Raw genomic sequence first — 17,551 nt, forward strand, 5'->3', positions numbered from 1 at the left:
CCTCGCTAAGGATATTTTTGTTTTGTACCTATATTGCAATACAGAGCTGTTAAGCAAAATCCTTTTCTCTTAGCTGGTGACTTAAGTCACCAGCTAAGAGAAAAGGATTTTTGAGGATTATATTTAACCGTTTTACTCCTACACAATTTCAACACTAGCGGCTCTTTTAGCTGGAAAATAAGAGGCTAATAACGTAATGATTACTACTACTACTGCCGTAAAGAAGAAGTCTGAGAACTCCATTTTAATAGGATAAGCATCTATTAAAGCTCCGACGATTCCCATTGAAATAAAGCCATAAGTAAGTTGTAACCAACAAATGGTGAAACCTAAAATTAATCCAACGATGGCACCTGTAAAAGCTACGATAGCCCCTTCTAATAGGAATATCTTTTGTATGATTTTGGCATCTGCTCCCATGGCATACAAGGTTTTTACATCTTCTTTTTTCTCAATAGCCAACATCGACAACGAGAAAAATATATTAAAACTAGCGATACCTATGATAAAAGTAAGTGTTAGGAATACAAACAACTTTTCAATTTTGATAGCCCTTAATAAAGAAGCGTGTTGTTCATCTTGGTTTTGCACGACAAACTCATTACCTAATACATCCTTTAAGGCATCTTGAATAGTAGCCACTTCCTCTTCATTAGCTACTTTTATTTCTAAAGCCGTTCGCTGATTTTCTAATTCAAATAAATTTTGGGCAAACGAAAGCGGTGCATAAATATAATTATCATCATATTGTTGTTCTATCGCAAACACACCCGCTGGCACCAGATTCATTTTATTAAAAGCATCGGTAGCATAAAAGTTCAGCGTTTTTGTTTGCTTATTTCTAGGATACCATACTTCTAAAGGCGTAAAAAAAGCATCAATATCTATTCCTAACTTCACGGCAATACCCGACCCTACAATGGAATAAGCAATGCCGCTATCTTGAAGGATGGCATGACCATCAATCATGGTTTTCTGCAAACGTTCTTGTTTCAAAAAACTTTCGTCAACACCCTTTAAATTTACGACCATTTGGGCATTGCGGTAACGTAGTAACACGTTTTCTTCAATTACCTGTGTGATACTTCCTATACCGTGAACTTTGCTGATTTTTTTTAAGAGTGCTGGTGGACAGCTAAAGTATTTTCCTTTTTTAGCACTAACTTTCAAATCTGCGTCAAAGCTTTTATACAAGCCTCTTTGGAAATCTTCTAGTCCATTAAATACTGACAAAACAACTACCAAAGCCATCGTTCCAACACCTACTCCTAACATCGAAATCATCGATATTAAAGAGATAAAAGATGTTTTTTTTCTAGCAAAAAAGTATCGTTTTGCAATAAAGAAAGGGAAATTCATAATGATTTTATTGAGTGAGTTGTGATTGAGTGAGTTAGTGAATTAGGCAGTGGTGAGTTAGTGAGTTTCGAGCTGACGATTTTTCTTAAAATATCTTTTCTGTAAATAATGAGTAGTGCTGAACGTGTTCAAAAAATCACTCAATCACAAATCACTAACTCAATCACTAACTCACAACTCTCCATCTACTCCTCTATCTCCTCTCCTTCTTTCAACGGTGGAATGTCTAGACCAGAAATTAAGGCATCCATTTGGGCGGCGTATTCAGCGGTATCGTCGATAAAAAATTCAAGGTTTGGAATAATCCTCGCTTGATTACGAATTCTATTGCCTAAAATCCCTCTAATATGCTTAGATTTTTCACGAATGTCTTGTAATAAACCTGCTTTATCGTTAGCCAGCATAAAACTTAGATATACTCTTGCTATTGCTAAATCGGGAGTCATTTTAACGTCTGTTATCGTTACAAATGCCTTTCCGAAAGTTGTACGCATATCTTTTTGAAAAATGTCGCTCAAATCTTGTTGAATTAATTTAGCGAATTGTTGTTGTCTTTTCGATTCCATTTTAATGTTAATTTCTGCAAATACTAATAATCATTATTTGCGCCGTTGCATAAACTTCTTATGCTCTTCTTCAATAATCTCACAAATTTCGGAATAATTATTGGATTCACCGTAAATTCGTGAAAAACTTGAATACCTTAACAAAATATGCTCAGTTTCTTTAAAGTAAACGCTGTCTATCAAATTTTTAGTTTATTGATTTTACTAATCCTTATCCGAATGCCCGTGTATTTGGTAGGTTTACCACAACTGATTCCAGAATTGCAATGGATGTTGGTTGGCGAGCAAATCAACAAAGGCTTTGTAATGTATTCTGAAATCTGGGATAATACTGCTCCGCTTTCTACATTAGTTTACGCTGGGCTCGACGGACTCTTTGGGCGTTCACAGTCTGTTTATCAAATTGTGGCTTTGCTACTTACCTACTTTCAAGCTGTTTATTTCAACGTAATGGTCAATAACAGAGACCTCTTCGTAAAAAGGAATTACTTGCCGGGTTTGTTCTATTTACTTTTTATGAACATATCGTTCGACTGCTGTACACTGTCACCAGTATTGATGGCTACTACCTTCGTATTACTGTCGTTGGGTACCTTGGTTAAACAAATGAACCGTTTACAAGCAACCGATGAAGTATTTGAAATTGGCTTTTTCATAGGATTGGCTACCTTATTTTATCCTCCAGCAGGGGTATTTATTTTGTGGGCTACCTCCTCATTATTATTCTTTAGTGGTACTACCTTGCGTCAGCACTCTTTATCAATCTTTGGGTTCTTGTTTCCTTTATTACTTACTGCACTATTTTTCTATCTGAATGGTACGTATGACGCTTTCTCCAGAAACTTTATTTCTTCCGTATTACAGCTTCGTCAATATGATTTGAATGACTTCCGAAGTTTGTTGGCTACGTTGCTTCTTCCTTTCACTTTCGGAGTATTAGGCTTTCTAAGATTGGTAAATGCCGTTGGATTCAATAATTACCAGATTCGTTGTCAACAAGTAATGATGATTTGGGCCATCGCTGGTGTTGTGTCTATCGGTTTAATGCCTTTCTTGGCACCCATGCAATTCATCATTTTTGTGCCTGCTATCGCATTTTTCACCGTTAGTTTTTTTAATAATACCAAAAGAGCGTGGTTGGCAGAGCTGACTTGCTTGGCGTTGTTTTCGGCTGTTTTATTGATTCACTACCAAGCAGTATATTTCAAAGGGGTAGAAACTTTTGTACAACTAAAAAACTTGAAACTAAAAGAAGAGCCTGACATAAAACTAAGCAATAAAAAAATACTGGTTTTTGGCGATGGTATGGAAGAGTACAAAAATAACTTTGCCGCTACTCCTTATATCAATTGGAGTTTAGCAAAATACGAACTGGAGAATCTGGATAATTATAATAATGTGATTAACATTTTGAGCAATTTCGAGAAGGATTATCCCGAAGTAATTATTGACAAGGTGAATCTAACACCAAAGTTATTCAAAAGAATACCCGTATTAGCTCGTAAATATCATGCAGTTGGAAATGGCGTTTATCAGTTAAATTAATATAAACATATCATTTTCAACACATTATCACTAGCGAGGCACTTAAGCCCCTCGCTAGTGATAATAGGATTAGCAAGGTATCTTGTCAATCCTAGTTTTATGTCTTCCCCCTTCAAACTCAGTTGAGAAAAATACTTTTGTAATTTCAATAGCATCTGCTAAACTCATGAAGCGAACAGGAATACACAAGATGTTGGCATCGTTATGCTGACGTATCAATGATGCAACTTCTACGTTCCAAGCCAATCCTGCACGAATTCCCTGATGTTTATTAGCAGTAATAGCCACTCCGTTGGCACTACCGCACAACAAAATCCCAAAGGTATATTCCTTGTTTTCTACGGCTGATGCTACTGGGTGAGCAAAGTCTGCGTAGTCGCAAGAAGCATCACTATAAGGCCCAAAATCATTTACTTCGTAGCCTTCAGCTGTTAAAAATTTTATTAATTCGGTTTTATATTCAAACCCTGCATGGTCACCTCCGATGGCGATTTTCTTGATAAATTCCATAAAAAAGTATGTATTTGTAAAATCTAACGTTTTTTTTCGTTACTTCAACTTATTCATTAACAAAGGTACGGAAGTATCAATATTTTTTAACGATTAAAATTAGAAAAGCTATGACAGACAGAGAGAGCGAGAAACTAATGACGCACGATGATAAGATTAAAAAAGCGTTTATTGACCATACTTGGGCAGAAATTCATTCTGAAGAATCTTGGAGAACTTTCAAGATTATGGCTGAATTTGTAGAGGGGGTAGACAAATTAGCAAAGATTGGTCCATGTGTTTCTATTTTTGGCTCGGCAAGAACAAAACCAGAAAATCCTTATTATTTAATGGCTGAAGAAATTGCCTCTAAATTGGTTCGTCATGGTTATGGCGTAATTACGGGTGGTGGGCCTGGCCTGATGGAGGCCGCTAACAAAGGTGCAAAATTACAAGGTGGAAAATCGGTAGGCTTAAATATAGAATTGCCCTTTGAGCAAAAACCCAATGACTACATCGACCGCGACAAGAGTATTGATTTTGAATACTTCTTTGTTCGTAAGGTAATGTTTGTAAAATATTCTCAAGGGTTTATTATCATGCCCGGTGGCTTTGGTACTTTAGACGAAATGTTTGAATCACTTACATTGATGCAAACCCAAAAAATAGGACGTTTTCCAGTAGTATTGGTAGGCAAAAAATATTGGAGTGGATTATTGGAATGGGTAAAGGAGACGATGATTTCGGAAGGAAATATAAATCCAGATGATTTAAACTTGATTTCATTAGTGGATAATCCGACAGATGCCGTAAAAGTAATTGATGACTTTTATGCTAAGTATTTGTTGAAACCTAACTTCTAAAAAAAGTAAATAAGCAGTCACTCGCCTGAGGCGAGTGACGACTATTAAAAGGCTTCCAGCCTAAATCTACCCCTAAAAAAACACTAATATGTCTGAACTAAGAAAAGCCAACGTTCCTTATGCTACTTATTTCATAACGCTCTCCGTAGTAGGTTGGATTGATGTTTTCACACGACAAATCTATACTGAAGAAATCATTAAAAATTTAAAGTATTGTCAGGCACACAAAGATTTAGAAATCTTTGAATATGTAATCATGCCAAGTCATATCCATCTGATTTGTAGGAGAAATAATGCATTACGATTGGGCGATTTATTACGAGACTTTAAGAGTTATTCAGCAAAAGAGATTCTAAAACTGATTCAAGCGAATCCAGAAGAAAGTAGGCAAGAATGGATGATGTATATGTTTAAGTTTTTTGCTAATCGCTATGCACAAAATGCTGAGTTTATGTTTTGGCAAAAAACAAATTATCCCATTGAATTATATTCTCAGAAAGTAACCCAACAAAAAGTAGATTATATTCATAACAATCCTGTAAAAGCTGGTATCGTTACCGACCCAGCTTATTATTTATATAGCAGTGCTTGCCCCCTTTCGCCCATAAAAACTAGTCAAAGGTAATACAAATGTAAACACAGTGCAGTCGCTCGCTTCAAGCGAGTGACCATTATTATGAGGCTTCCAGCCGAAAAAACAATGACGGCTAGAAGCCTTTTTAATAGTCGTCACTCGTCAGAGACGAGCGACTGCGATTGTTTACTTCTTAGGCTCATTCAGTTCTATTACATACCCATCAGGGTCAGTAACATAGATTTGGAAAGCTCCATCAAAACGCATTTGTCTATGATAAGCCACATTATTTGCTTTTAAAAAAGCCTCAATACCATCAGCAGAATTAGTTGGGATTGATAAAGAAAAATGCGCACCGTTTTTATCATTATTGGCTACAGGTTGTTCTCTGCCCAGCAATAAATGCAGTTCTTGCCCCGGTGCTATTTTAAACCACCTTCTGATTGCTAATAAGTTATCTGGCACATCTACAGGGGACAATCCGATAATTTCTCGATAGAACTTTGCACTTACTTTCAAATCCTTTACTGCCAAACCCACGTGGTTATAAGAAAGAATTTCTATTCCTTTTTTCGGAGCATCTTGTGCGAAAGTTGTATTACTGAACACTAGGCAAACGATTAAGCCTGCAATCAATTGAACTGTTTTCATTGGTTGATTTTAGATTGTTTATAAATTTCCTTTTTTTAATTCTTTCACCGCATAATCAGCCGCACGGGCAGTCATGGCCATATAAGTTAGGGATGGATTCACACAAGATGCTGAAGTCATGAAGGCTCCATCTGTTACAAATACATTCTTACAAGCCCAAACCTGATTCCATTTGTTGAGGACAGAAGTCTTAGGGTCGTGTCCCATTCTGGCTGTTCCCATTTCGTGAATCCCTAACCCAGGGTAGCTAATATCGTCATAACTATTTACATTTTTGAATCCTGCGGCTTCCAGCATTTCGGCAGCATCATTTTTCATATCCACACGCATTTTCTTTTCGTTCTCTTTAAATTCAGCATCCATTTTTAAAACAGGTTGCCCCCATTTATCCGAAATTTGCTTAGACAATTCGACCTTATTTTCATAATAAGGCAAACACTCACCAAAGCCTCCTAAATCCATGCTCCAATTACCTATTTGTGTTTGCTTGTATTTAAAATCCGCTCCAAATTCGTTTTCTCCTCCCCCTTGTCTGTATCGTCTTGCCCCGCCTTCATAGCCAAAGCCACGTAAATAATCACGCTTGTCCGAGCCAATATTTCGGAAACGAGGTACATAGCCCCCTACTGGATTTCTGCCTTTGCAATATTTATCTTTAAATTTATCAATCTCGCCCCAAGCCCCAATTCTGAAATGATGATCCATCAAATTATGCCCCAATTGTCCGCTATCATCCATTCCGTTAGGAAAGCGGTTGGATACAGAGTTCAATAAGATAAAGGTAGAACCCAAGGCGGAGGCATTTAAGAACACAATTTTGGCGAAAAACTCATGCCATTCCCCTGTTTGTTCGTCAATTACTCTTACTCCTTTTGCTTTCTTTTTTTGTTCATCATAGATAATAGAATTGACGATAGAATGCGGACGAACAGTAAGATTTCCAGTCTTTTTAGCCGCAGGCAACGTGGCAGCTTGTGAGCTAAAATATGCGCCAAATGGACAACCACGCATACACATATCACGTGATTGACACGAAGCACGCCCTAACGCCGATTGTTCGGCTGTAGGCTTAGTAATGTGTGCTCCACGACCGTGAATCAGGTAACGATTCGGAAATTTCTGGTGCACTTCTTTTGCAAAATGTTCTTCGGCACAAGTAAATTCAATCGGTGGTTGAAATTCGCCATCAGGTAAATGTGGCAGTCCATCTCGTGTACCACATATTCCTGCAAACTTTTCGGCATAGCTATACCAAGGTGCGATATCTTTGTATCGAATCGGCCAGTCTACTCCTATTCCTTCTTTCAAATTTGCTTCAAAATCAATATCACTCCAACGTAGTGAAACACGTCCCCACATTAATGAACGACCGCCTACATGATAGCCACGAATCCAATCAAAACGTTTGGTTTCTATGTATGGATTTTCTAAATCATTTACAAAATGTTCATGAGTAGATTCTGTGATGGTAAACCCTGTGCGGTTTTGAATAGGGTGTTTCGCAATAATATCTAAAGGGGCTTTCCCGCCATGCTCAAAATTCCAAGGGTCAGTTAGGGCAGTTTTATAGCCTGTGATGTGCTCAATATTTCGCCCACGTTCTAGTACTAAAACCTTTAATCCCTTTTCCGAAAGTTCTTTAGCAGCCCACCCTCCACTAATTCCTGAGCCCACTACTATGGCATCATAAGTATGCTGTTCAAATTGGTTTGTATTGATGTTCATCGTTTAATAATATTGTATCTTGGTATTGTAAGATAAAAGTAAAAAATATCTACGTAAACCAATGCAAGCCTGTGGGGTTTGGGTAAAGAATAAAACAGAAAGTCCTTTCATTTACTTGAAAGGACTTTCTGTGATTTTTATACTAAAAGATATTATTTATCTACAAAACCCATTGTTTTTTCTGGGTAACGAGTCTCCACAATTTCAACAGAGGGATATCACACCTTGATAGGGATGTTAGCTTGCCACATCCAATACTATATTAAATAAGTTTTCTAATCTTTCACACTCTAAGCTTTAGTAGCTTGGAGTGTGTTCGTTGGTCAAACCTGATTGTCGTGTTAGCATTTTTGTGTTTATTTTCTTAATTTGAATAGTGTTGAGATAAATTTGGTATCTATTTAACAAGTAAAACTTATGTAAATTTTCTTGGTTGACAAAAATAATTTAATCTTAATCATTAAAAGATGGAAGCACTCTCTGTACAAACAATCATTAAAGCTCCAATAGAAAAGGTTTGGAAATGCTGGACAACGCCAGTCGATATTATTCAATGGAATAACCCTTCGGAGGATTGGGAAACTACTAGTGTAACGTTAGATTTAAAGGATAATGGAAAGTTTATCTACAAAATGAAAGCCAAAGATGGTAGCGTAGCCTTCGATTTTACGGGTATCTACGACAAAGTAATTATCAACGAATACATTGAATCTACTTTATTTGATGGTAGAAAAGTTGTAAATATATTCAAATCAAATGACAATGAAACGATTTTAATTGAAACCTTCGACCCTGAAGCCGAAACGCCAATTCCTGAACAAGAGGCTTTTACACAAGCTGTAATTGATAATTTCAAAAAATATGTGGAGGGACTTTAGGACTAGAAGACATTAGGATTAAAAGACTTTAGGACTAGAAGACGTTAGGACTAAAAGACTTTAGACGCTAGACTTTAAATTTAAGACTTTAGGACACTCGCTTGGCGTAGTGTTTTTCACTACGTCAGTGTGTCAAGCCTTCTTAGAAGGCTACGCTTAGTCCACAAAGGCTAGTGGTATGAGTACACAACTTGAAAATAATTATAAAAGGCATTGCATTTTTGCAATGTAATATTGCAGAACACACTGATGTAGTGTAGGAACACAACGCCAAGCTAGGGGAATATAGTCAATATTTGCTAACGCCGTACACTTATGAAAAACAGTTTCAAAATTTTATTATTAACTTTTAATTTACTCCTTGTCAATAATATTTACGGGCAAGTTTCAAAAACTGATTCTATTGCTGAAGTAATCATTGACCCTATTGAGGTTTTCCCATTTAATATCAAACGAAAAAGCGTGTATGTTAATTTACCTGATAAATTAAAGGGAACAGGGCTGGGTGTTATTAAGTTGCACGTAAACAATATTGGTAAAATACTAAGGATGGATATTCAGAAGTTGAAAATTCAGCTTAATAATGGTAAGAATATAAGTTTTTCTAATGTAGATGCTTCTGCTAATTATCCTCCGCAAATACGGGCGTACTATTATTATTTAAAAAAATATGTTGGTCAGGTAAAAATAGCTCACGCCACAACAACTGAGCCTCCTAACAAATCATTTGTTTACTTGTTAGTGAGATTTAAAAAATAAGGTTTTCCATACAATTTTATCCCCTGCTTGGTGTAGTGTTTTTCACTACTTCAGTGTGTGAAACCTTCTTAGAAGGCTAGTCGTATAATGAGTACATAAGTTGAAAATAATTATAAAATACCTGGCATTTTTGTAATGTAACATTGTAGGGCTAACTTTCTACTGATGCTATTCAGAAGACTTAAATAATAGCTTGCTAGGAATAAAAGGTATCAATTTACTTTCAAAGGGTACGGCTGGGATTCCTAGTAAATCTGCTACTTCATCGCCCAATAAAAAACGCATTTGTGCTGCTGGAAATGATTTCAACAGCGTATTTGGCACAAAGCTTTCCAAGGTTTGTAAGAGTGCTTTGGTAAGTAACTTACCTTCTTCAGATGACCGAAACTGACGCTTGGCAATTACTTTATCTAGCGTAAAGGCTTCTCTAAGGTTATTAGGAATTAATACTTTTTCTACGCCCATAATATGGCTAATTACATTCCATACATGCAAATAGGCTTCGGCTTCTGTACTTTCGGGTGCTTTGCCCGACTTCCTTAATCCTCTGATAACGATGTATGAAAAAGCTCCATTGGTTCCAGCCATGTCTTCTTGGTTAACGGGTTTCCCCCATGCATTATCCCACATTCCATGATATGTTGAGAAAAAACGGATGGTAGCGTGCATTAACCTTACCTTTAATATTTTACGATAAGCCATACCGTTCTGCCAGTTTTCTTCTTGCATAACAGTAAATATAAAGTCGCCTGTTTCTTCAAGTCGCTTTAAGGTATCTGTTTGTATTCGCTGTGATTTTGCTAAAACCCTTGCACCGTCTGCTCCTGCATAACAATAAGGCAAAGCCAAGCAAGCCAACATAATACTAATGCGTTCTTGATTTTCTTGGAAAAATTTCATGCCTTTTTGCATAATTTTCCAATCGGCGAAGTCTGGTAAAATGGGTTGTTGATTTACAAATTCATTGACAATGGCTAAAGAATATTCCGTTTCGTTGGTATTGAGCCATTGGAAAAAATGACGTAGCCCCGCCATCTCGGTTTGCTGAAATACTTGTAATACAATATCATCGGCTACTTCATCACCTGTTTGGCGAAGTTTGTCCATTAATTCATTCGGAAAGTAGCGGGTTGGTTTAATTGGTTGCATTTTTGGGGGACTTTAGGACGTTAGAAAAAATCTGCGTAAATCTGTGATTCAAATCTCTGTAAATCTGCGGGTAAAAAATCATGACACAACAAAGTAGTTTTTTCAAAAAATCTTTACCCGCTGATTTACGCTGATTTAATACGCAGATGTTGGAGATTTCTTTTATTCTTATTTTTGTTTTCAATTTTCAGATGTAAGCTTTCTTTAGTCAGGCGTCTTTCGCCTAACGCCTTTTATCTCAAAAAAATTCTCTCCTCCACCCCACCTTTTCTACACAAAATCCATCTTATCTTTAGAAATCGATTTCTTAGCTATTTGTTTAAAATTATGCCTGACAAACTCTCATCATACATAGAACAATTTCAAGAGGGAAATCATCTTATTTTTGAGAAGATTTACCAAACTATTTCGCCAAAAATGTTTGGCGTGTGTTTGCGTTATGCGGCTGACAAAGACGAAGCTAAGGATATTTTACAAGAAAGTTTTATCAAGATTTACCATCAGCTTAAAACATTCAGACATGAAGGCTCTTTTGAAGGCTGGGCGAAGCGTTTAGTGGTAAACACTGCCTTGGAATATTACCGAAGCAAGACCAAATGGAAGCATGTAACAATAAACAATCATGAAGAGACTTTTGATTTAGAAAGCGATGATGACATTCTGGGTTATTTATCAAGTCAGGAAATTTTACAACTCATTCAAGAATTACCACCGTCATACAGATTAGTGTTTAACCTTTATGTTTTTGAAGGATTGAAACACCGAGAAATCGCTGAACAATTGGGCATTGGCGAGGGTACTTCTAAATCTAACTTGGCTGATGCTAGGAGAATTTTACAGAAAAAATTATCGGGGGTAACGAAATAAAGACTAACAATGGAAAATAACGAAGAACATAAATTAGATAGCTTTTTCAAAAAGTCTCTTGAAAATCAAGCTTTTCCTCCGCCCGAAAACCTTTGGAGTAGTATCGCTACTGAAACCATTGGTAAAGAAACCGCAGGCATAACACCTTTGCTTAAATATACTATCTTATCGTTAGGGCTTATTATTGCTGGTATTGCCTTCTGGTTTTTAACGGACAATGAAGCCATGAAGGAGAATCGTCAAGAGATTGCATCACTCGGTAAAGTGGTAAATGCGACACAACCATTAGCTAACTCAAAAGATGAAAAAGCAGTCATAAAAAGTGTTGAAAATGAAGTTAAAGCTGAAAAGAATGATACTGGAAATTCAACAAGCAATTTAGTTAGTTTTGTCAATCATGTAGAAAAAGAATCTGTCAAACCTACTGTTTATAGAAAGCCAACAACTCATAAAAAGTTGTATTCAATAAATGGTGATGGTGATAAAACTAATAATCCCACACACCCAACATCTGTAGAAATCGATAATAACAATACGGCAATACTTACTGTAAATAACGAGGTCGCAAATAACTTTCTAAATCTAATCAGCCATAAAGACCTAAAATTGAATGATTTATCAACGAAAAATAATAAAAATCTTGTTGGAAAAATTCGTCCCATTCAGCCGTTGATTAATGAAGAGGCAGACAAACATGAGAGTAAATCTGAAGATACAGGCTCTAAATTCAGTTTAAAACACCCTATCTTTTCATTTGATTATGGCAAACTTTGGAATGAATGGACTTTAAAATCTGATAAATCTATGATAGGGACTATCATGTATCCTGACAAAGGAACAGCCTATAATTTGAAGGCTGGTGTTGCATGGAAGCTCACAAAAAAATCAAGAATGGGCATAAGTTTGGCATACAATACGTATGATGTGGGTGCTCCATATATTTATTTACCTATTTGGAGTAGTTTATGGGTGTCGCCTAAATTAAATTTAACTACCAAAAATGGTACACAATACTATAGTGCAGTTTTCCCAACAGGTACAGTTAACATTCCCGTTAATAGATTAGATGGTTTTATTACAAAAGTGCCTAATACTTTAGATAGCACAAGAGATGTGTTCTTGCATGAAAATCATACAATAAAGACTTATAGTCTTGCAATAACCACTCAGAATGACCTTATCTCTTTACAAAGTAAAAAGAAAAAATACCTTAATTTTCAACTTTATACAATTGCTGATTTTGTTTTTCAAAGACAAACATCTTACACTTACATAGCTAACGATGCTCTTATGATGGTGTCTTCGTCTTTAGCAGTAAATGAAAAAGCGAGAATTAGCTACACGACTGGCCATCTTGAAAATGCTTCTGATTTTGTATTTGGTATTCGTGCAGGACTTGGTATCCGCTGGCAGTTTGCTCCAAGATTGGGTTTGCATATAGAAGGTTCAACCCAAAATTCATTTAATTCGTGGGTACAAAACCAAGAAGTAAAATCTTATTTGAAAAGTACTGGATTACAGGCTGGTATTAATTTGAGTTTGTAGGGATAAAATAGTATGTGGGGTCGTATTGCATACGACCCTACGAATTAATTTGAACAGTTATAACTCTGCCAACAATTCTTCTGTCTCCCTCAATGTTTTCTGATAAAATTTAGCTACCCATTTCGAGTAAAACAATAAGAAAATATAGCCAATGGTAAATGAGAATATCCAAAAAGATTTACTGTCTGTGAGGTCTTTACCATTAAAAAGTTTAGACAATAAAATGATTACTGTAACCAAGAGTAAGTAGCACAGCGTAACATTGATTTTTTGAAGCTTGAAGAATTGCATTTTCTGGCTGGCAAACATTTTAAGTGTTTCTGCATAAGGTTTATCAATAGTTGCGTATATACCGAATTGTCTTAGACTTAACAAACTAATTCCAGAAAGCGTTAGTAATAGCATTATTGATAAAACACCAACACCTTGCAAAAAAGCAGTATCTAATTTATAAAAGTTGATGGCTATAAAAGCCCCGCCAATTAAACAAATGGCGATTCCTACTATTTCTGGGTAAGCAATTTTCTTTATTTTCGAGTCATATTTTTGCTGTGTCATCTGGTCAATGATTTGTGGGGTTAAACGTTGTTTTTCTGATGGAGCATTTGCCTTCTCCCAAGTATTTTTTAAATCATCTAATTCCATTTTTATCGTTGTTTAGTAATTTGTGCTTTTAGTTTTTCTTTAATTCTTGAAAGTTTCGTTCCTACATTGCTGACTGAAATACCAATAATTTCTGCCATTTCTTCATAGCTTTTATTCTCTAAATAGAGCATGATGATACCTTTATCTAATAAGTTCAGGCTATCAATTAGTTGTCTAAATATTTGCCATTGTTCTTCTGTATCACTATCATCATTTTGCTGTTTATCTCCAAAATATTCTTCCATAGGGATAGTCAAAACCCTTCTTTTTGATACTTTTAGTTGATAAATTGCTACATTCAACGCAATCCTGTACATCCAAGTACTCAGACTTGCTTGGTGATTAAAAGAGTCGTACGATTTCCAAAGTTGGTAAATGATTTCCTGTACTAAATCATGCTTATCGTCTGTATTATTGGTATATACAGACGCAATTTTGAAGATAAAGCCTTCATTTTCTTTTATTGCTTTGATAAATGTTTCCTTTTTGTCCACTAAGATGTTATCCTTTTTATTAATGATAATGTATTAGTGTACAACATGGTGAAAAAATCACAAGGGAGGGGAAAATAATTGAGAAATATTTTGAGAGGGACACTTTAGTACTGACGAATTGCATTCGTCAGTACTTTAATATTTTTTGTTCATGCATGAAGGTCGTATGCAATACGACCCTACCTTTTTGATGTTGTTACCTTCCGCAAATCCTTTTATAATCACAGAATTCACATTTGGTTTGGTCTTTGGTTTTTTCAAATGGTTTTGCGGGGTCTAATAACTCATTGACAAAACGATTGAGGTATTTTTCCGATGCTACGACAAACTCTTGGGCTGATTCACCCAATGTAAAATTGATTTTTTGTTCCAACAATCCTTCATCAATATTACGGAACGAATATATCCCAGCACTTACCTCGTTGGCATCCTCAGGTAGTTTTACACCTCTGATGGTTAATCCCTTTACAGAAATCATCTGTTTCAATACCATGTATTTATACAGCCAAAGCTGACGAAATTTATCTTTATCAGTATCTCCAAGTAGCTTTTCTTCAAAATCCTCGGGTTTCATTAGCAAATCTTTGGCTTCTACTTTACCCGTTTTATAATCTATTACCCTGATTTTATTACCCGATACCCTATCCAATCGGTCTATTCTACCTGCTATTTTTACAGCTAATTCTTTGCCGTTTACATTGGCATTGAAACTTACTTTCAGTGTTTTTTCTACGTCTAATAGTTCAATCGGGAACAGTTCGTTGGTTAATTGATAATTAATAAATTTCTTGACAATGGTTTCTCCAATTTGGTATAAAATAAAGTTCATCCCTTCATCTACTTTCAAACCCTGATTGGTCTCTATAAAAGCTTGTTTTAAATAGTCATCAATATTATCCAGTACTATTTGTAAACCTTCTTTCTCAATAGTACTTCCTTTTTCTACAAAGTTTTTATCGATGTTCTCAAAGTTTTTATGCACCCAGTTCCCAAACGTATCAACACCTATTTTTTCCTCAACTTCTTCCTCTTGTTTGATACCTGCAATGCGTGTAAAATAGTATTTTAAAGAACAATCCAGAAACTGGTTGAGCTGAGAAGGGAAAATACCTTTATCAGTAATTTCTTCTTCGATAAATGCCAGAATATCATCGGTTTTTTGAATGAGCAACGGAGTTTCTTCTACCTCCTCTGTTTCTCCTAATCCTATAAACTTTACTGTTGGATAAGTAATGTTTAAATTCTTATTCAATTTAGCTAATTCGTGTTCTATCTGTAGAATAAAACGGCTTTTTTCGCCAGCTCCATAAGTATCAGATGGTAACACATGCACCAATACTACTTCTTTGGCACGTTGCAATAGTCTAAAAAAGTGATAAGCCATTACGGCATCAGCATGGTTATGTGTTGGTAAATTGAACTGTGGGTCGCTTAGGGCATCAAAGGGAATGAGGGTATTTTGACGTTTACCTTGTGGCAATGTTTTTTCATTAACTGACAGTATGATTACCTTTTTAAAATCAAGGGTACGTGTTTCCAACATCCCCATGATTTGTAGGCTTTCATCTGTTTCAGATTCAAAAGGAATTTTGGTTTGTTTAATCAGTTCATACAAAAATGTTTTGAAACTACGGATACTCACGGTTTCGCCTCGTTCTTGCAAGATTACCTCCATTCTTTGCAAAATCAAGTAAAATTGATAGAGGTATTCCGTTTCAATAGCATCTTGATTATCCTTGTAAACGTCCCTTAATAAATCGATTAATTCATACAAACACTTAACCGCATTTCTGGGTTTATTGTACCAATGTTTAAAGATTGTAGTGAACAGCGGTTCATTTTCTGTAATTTCTAATAATTCTTTTGAGCTTAAAAAAACACGGTTTCTTTCAGTGATTTCACGGAGGGTTTTGCGGATGGGGTTTTCTTGAACCTCACCTTGTTGAACCCCATACTTCACCAACTCGTACCTCCTCAAAAAAGGATGATTTAATACTCTTACAATTTGTCGATGCGAGAATTTAGGAATTTTTACCGTTTCGTCATCTTCTGTTTTAAATTCAACTAAATTCCTTTGGAGCTCAAAAAGGGCATCTATCAAGGTAAAAAGCATGGAATTCCGCAAAGAAAGCCCCATCGTGATGTTAAAATCTTTGACGGATTCATCTAAAGAATTCATCACGGGTACTAACAGATTCTCGTCGCCTAATACAATGGCCGTTTGCGATTTGTCATCCGTATTGGCTGCATTTTGCCAGTTTTTATAAATATCCCCCGCCACTTTGGCTTGTACGCTAGCATTAGAAACGCCTATAATTTGAATGTTCTTTGTACCCTTCAATAGTTCTTCCGACTGCCATTTCCATTCTTCATTAAATAGCGGAGTCTTACCGTTTTTCTCATCGCCATTTTTATATTGACGAAGCCAATTCCCTGCTCTTTGGTCTTTGTTGTATAGATAATATGTATCCGAATCCCACAGTGTTTCGGCAAAGTTTTTCTTTTTTAATAGCGTCCTGATGATTGCCTCTTCGGCATCACTCAGGGCATTAAAACCCACAAAATAATACTTTGTATGACGCTCTTTTTCCAGAATATATTTATCAACATTTTCTGCTAATTCTCGATACGCCATTCCGCGATAATGCAGCCCTTTATCTTTTAGACGCTGACGTAAGTTGAGGTAAACTGAATAAATGTTCTCAAATAGCTTAAAATAACGGTCTGTACGGTCGGTTTTTAGGTTTTTATCTCTTTGCGATTCTCCCAATTGCATCTGCCAACGCTCTAAGGCTTTGGCTTCTGTCATATATGAAAATAGGGCTTTGGCATCTACCAGATATTGATCTATTTTGTCAAAATCATTCAACAAGGTACTTGCCCAAGTCATGAATCTTTCAAAAACTACATTAGTATCTATTTCTTTAAAAACATCATAGAGTTCAAACAGTAGTGCTACTTGATCTATCTGGCGCACACCCGTCATCGTATTTACAAAATCATCAATTGCCAATACATCAGGGGCTAAAAAGGGCTTATCGGAAAGTCTGGCTAAGGCTTCTTTGAAGTACAAAACCCCACGGCGTGAAGGGATAACGATACAAACTCGACTCAGCTGATTGAGCGTATGTTGTTTATAAATATGTTCAGCAGCTTGATCAAGAAAGGTTTGCATTATAATTGTTTTTATGGCAAATTGTGATTGAGCGAGTTAGTGATTGAGTGATTATTTTTAAAACTCACTAATTTACTCGCTTCTAGAGAAGTGTACTAAGCATCTTGGGTCATTAGTCTAAAATCTTGTATCTTCTATCTTCAAAAAATCTTTACCCGCTGATTTACGCTGATTTGATACGAGGATTTTGGAGATTTTTTTAGCCCAAGAATCAAAAACCTTTTCTCTTGCTTCTTGTGTCTTTCGTCTAGTGTCTTAAATCTAAAA

Annotated in this window: 16 protein-coding genes; 7 read left to right on the plus strand and 9 right to left on the minus strand. The window is 36.0% G+C overall.

The genetic code is table 11. From position 1 onward, the window contains the following. Window positions 1-138 precede the first annotated feature (138 nt). Both AC07XN_RS10260 and rbfA read right to left on the minus strand, forming a co-directional pair. Window positions 139-1,359 carry an ABC transporter permease gene (locus AC07XN_RS10260; protein ID WP_494742994.1) on the minus strand — a complete coding sequence of 407 codons (1,221 nt, stop codon included), beginning with the start codon at window positions 1,357-1,359 and terminating at the stop codon, window positions 139-141. A gap of 185 nt (window positions 1,360-1,544) precedes the next feature. Next, window positions 1,545-1,925 (minus strand): 30S ribosome-binding factor RbfA, encoded by a 381-nt coding sequence (gene rbfA / locus AC07XN_RS10265; protein WP_309921334.1) that lies wholly within the window; start codon window positions 1,923-1,925, stop codon window positions 1,545-1,547. 147 nt (window positions 1,926-2,072) lie between these two features. Between rbfA and AC07XN_RS10270 the strand changes: the two genes are divergently transcribed. Next, the gene (locus tag AC07XN_RS10270; protein ID WP_494742995.1) at window positions 2,073-3,470 is read left to right on the plus strand and encodes a hypothetical protein; all 1,398 of its coding nucleotides are present in this window, start codon (window positions 2,073-2,075) and stop codon (window positions 3,468-3,470) included. A gap of 69 nt (window positions 3,471-3,539) precedes the next feature. Here the strand turns inward: AC07XN_RS10270 and rpiB are convergent, their stop codons facing one another. Then, window positions 3,540-3,980 carry a ribose 5-phosphate isomerase B gene (gene rpiB, locus AC07XN_RS10275; protein WP_309921341.1) on the minus strand — a complete coding sequence of 147 codons (441 nt, stop codon included), beginning with the start codon at window positions 3,978-3,980 and terminating at the stop codon, window positions 3,540-3,542. Window positions 3,981-4,090: 110 nt separating this feature from the next. Between rpiB and AC07XN_RS10280 the strand changes: the two genes are divergently transcribed. After that, window positions 4,091-4,822 (plus strand): LOG family protein, encoded by a 732-nt coding sequence (locus tag AC07XN_RS10280; RefSeq protein ID WP_309921344.1) that lies wholly within the window; start codon window positions 4,091-4,093, stop codon window positions 4,820-4,822. Between the two features lie 88 nt (window positions 4,823-4,910). Then, entirely contained in the window at window positions 4,911-5,447 is a 537-nt protein-coding gene (locus AC07XN_RS10285; RefSeq protein ID WP_494742996.1) for an REP-associated tyrosine transposase, read from the plus strand. A gap of 135 nt (window positions 5,448-5,582) precedes the next feature. Here the strand turns inward: AC07XN_RS10285 and AC07XN_RS10290 are convergent, their stop codons facing one another. Together AC07XN_RS10290 and AC07XN_RS10295 are read right to left on the minus strand one after the other, a co-directional pair. Beyond that, window positions 5,583-6,047: a VOC family protein gene (locus AC07XN_RS10290; RefSeq protein ID WP_309921349.1), complete on the minus strand. Its 465-nt coding sequence runs from the start codon at window positions 6,045-6,047 to the stop codon at window positions 5,583-5,585. An 18-nt stretch (window positions 6,048-6,065) separates the two neighbouring features. Next, complete coding sequence (locus AC07XN_RS10295; RefSeq protein WP_494742997.1) at window positions 6,066-7,772, minus strand: FAD-dependent oxidoreductase; 1,707 nt, start codon at window positions 7,770-7,772, stop codon at window positions 6,066-6,068. A gap of 467 nt (window positions 7,773-8,239) precedes the next feature. Here AC07XN_RS10295 and AC07XN_RS10300 point away from each other — a divergent pair, with 467 nt between their 5' ends. Both AC07XN_RS10300 and AC07XN_RS10305 read left to right on the plus strand, forming a co-directional pair. Beyond that, complete coding sequence (locus AC07XN_RS10300) at window positions 8,240-8,650, plus strand: SRPBCC domain-containing protein (RefSeq protein ID WP_494742998.1); 411 nt, start codon at window positions 8,240-8,242, stop codon at window positions 8,648-8,650. Between the two features lie 315 nt (window positions 8,651-8,965). Then, entirely contained in the window at window positions 8,966-9,409 is a 444-nt protein-coding gene (locus tag AC07XN_RS10305; protein ID WP_494742999.1) for a hypothetical protein, read from the plus strand. A 168-nt stretch (window positions 9,410-9,577) separates the two neighbouring features. Here the strand turns inward: AC07XN_RS10305 and AC07XN_RS10310 are convergent, their stop codons facing one another. Next, a complete protein-coding gene (locus AC07XN_RS10310) occupies window positions 9,578-10,558 on the minus strand; it encodes an oxygenase MpaB family protein (protein WP_494743000.1) in 981 nt (326 codons plus the stop codon). A gap of 327 nt (window positions 10,559-10,885) precedes the next feature. Between AC07XN_RS10310 and AC07XN_RS10315 the strand changes: the two genes are divergently transcribed. Further along, entirely contained in the window at window positions 10,886-11,425 is a 540-nt protein-coding gene (locus AC07XN_RS10315; protein WP_494743001.1) for an RNA polymerase sigma factor, read from the plus strand. A gap of 9 nt (window positions 11,426-11,434) precedes the next feature. Then, entirely contained in the window at window positions 11,435-12,970 is a 1,536-nt protein-coding gene (locus AC07XN_RS10320; protein WP_494743002.1) for a hypothetical protein, read from the plus strand. A gap of 57 nt (window positions 12,971-13,027) precedes the next feature. Here the strand turns inward: AC07XN_RS10320 and AC07XN_RS10325 are convergent, their stop codons facing one another. The 3 genes from AC07XN_RS10325 to AC07XN_RS10335 all read right to left on the minus strand — a co-directional run bounded on the left by AC07XN_RS10325 (window position 13,028) and on the right by AC07XN_RS10335 (window position 17,284). After that, a complete protein-coding gene (locus AC07XN_RS10325) occupies window positions 13,028-13,615 on the minus strand; it encodes a hypothetical protein (RefSeq protein WP_494743003.1) in 588 nt (195 codons plus the stop codon). A 2-nt stretch (window positions 13,616-13,617) separates the two neighbouring features. Continuing rightward, window positions 13,618-14,109 carry an RNA polymerase sigma factor gene (locus AC07XN_RS10330; RefSeq protein WP_494743004.1) on the minus strand — a complete coding sequence of 164 codons (492 nt, stop codon included), beginning with the start codon at window positions 14,107-14,109 and terminating at the stop codon, window positions 13,618-13,620. A gap of 196 nt (window positions 14,110-14,305) precedes the next feature. Continuing rightward, complete coding sequence (locus AC07XN_RS10335; RefSeq protein ID WP_494743005.1) at window positions 14,306-17,284, minus strand: PD-(D/E)XK nuclease family protein; 2,979 nt, start codon at window positions 17,282-17,284, stop codon at window positions 14,306-14,308. Window positions 17,285-17,551 lie beyond the last annotated feature (267 nt).

The organism is Arcicella sp. GW458-12-2-14-TSB2 (assembly GCF_059423785.1).

Coding starts and splice junctions, on each gene's coding strand:
- AC07XN_RS10260 (WP_494742994.1), bottom strand. CDS start 1,359: ATGAATTTCCCTTTCTTTATTGCAAAACGATACTTTTTTGCTAGAAAA.
- rbfA (WP_309921334.1), bottom strand. CDS start 1,925: ATGGAATCGAAAAGACAACAACAATTCGCTAAATTAATTCAACAAGAT.
- AC07XN_RS10270 (WP_494742995.1), top strand. CDS start 2,073: ATGCTCAGTTTCTTTAAAGTAAACGCTGTCTATCAAATTTTTAGTTTA.
- rpiB (WP_309921341.1), bottom strand. CDS start 3,980: ATGGAATTTATCAAGAAAATCGCCATCGGAGGTGACCATGCAGGGTTT.
- AC07XN_RS10280 (WP_309921344.1), top strand. CDS start 4,091: ATGACAGACAGAGAGAGCGAGAAACTAATGACGCACGATGATAAGATT.
- AC07XN_RS10285 (WP_494742996.1), top strand. CDS start 4,911: ATGTCTGAACTAAGAAAAGCCAACGTTCCTTATGCTACTTATTTCATA.
- AC07XN_RS10290 (WP_309921349.1), bottom strand. CDS start 6,047: ATGAAAACAGTTCAATTGATTGCAGGCTTAATCGTTTGCCTAGTGTTC.
- AC07XN_RS10295 (WP_494742997.1), bottom strand. CDS start 7,772: ATGAACATCAATACAAACCAATTTGAACAGCATACTTATGATGCCATA.
- AC07XN_RS10300 (WP_494742998.1), top strand. CDS start 8,240: ATGGAAGCACTCTCTGTACAAACAATCATTAAAGCTCCAATAGAAAAG.
- AC07XN_RS10305 (WP_494742999.1), top strand. CDS start 8,966: ATGAAAAACAGTTTCAAAATTTTATTATTAACTTTTAATTTACTCCTT.
- AC07XN_RS10310 (WP_494743000.1), bottom strand. CDS start 10,558: ATGCAACCAATTAAACCAACCCGCTACTTTCCGAATGAATTAATGGAC.
- AC07XN_RS10315 (WP_494743001.1), top strand. CDS start 10,886: ATGCCTGACAAACTCTCATCATACATAGAACAATTTCAAGAGGGAAAT.
- AC07XN_RS10320 (WP_494743002.1), top strand. CDS start 11,435: ATGGAAAATAACGAAGAACATAAATTAGATAGCTTTTTCAAAAAGTCT.
- AC07XN_RS10325 (WP_494743003.1), bottom strand. CDS start 13,615: ATGGAATTAGATGATTTAAAAAATACTTGGGAGAAGGCAAATGCTCCA.
- AC07XN_RS10335 (WP_494743005.1), bottom strand. CDS start 17,284: ATGCAAACCTTTCTTGATCAAGCTGCTGAACATATTTATAAACAACAT.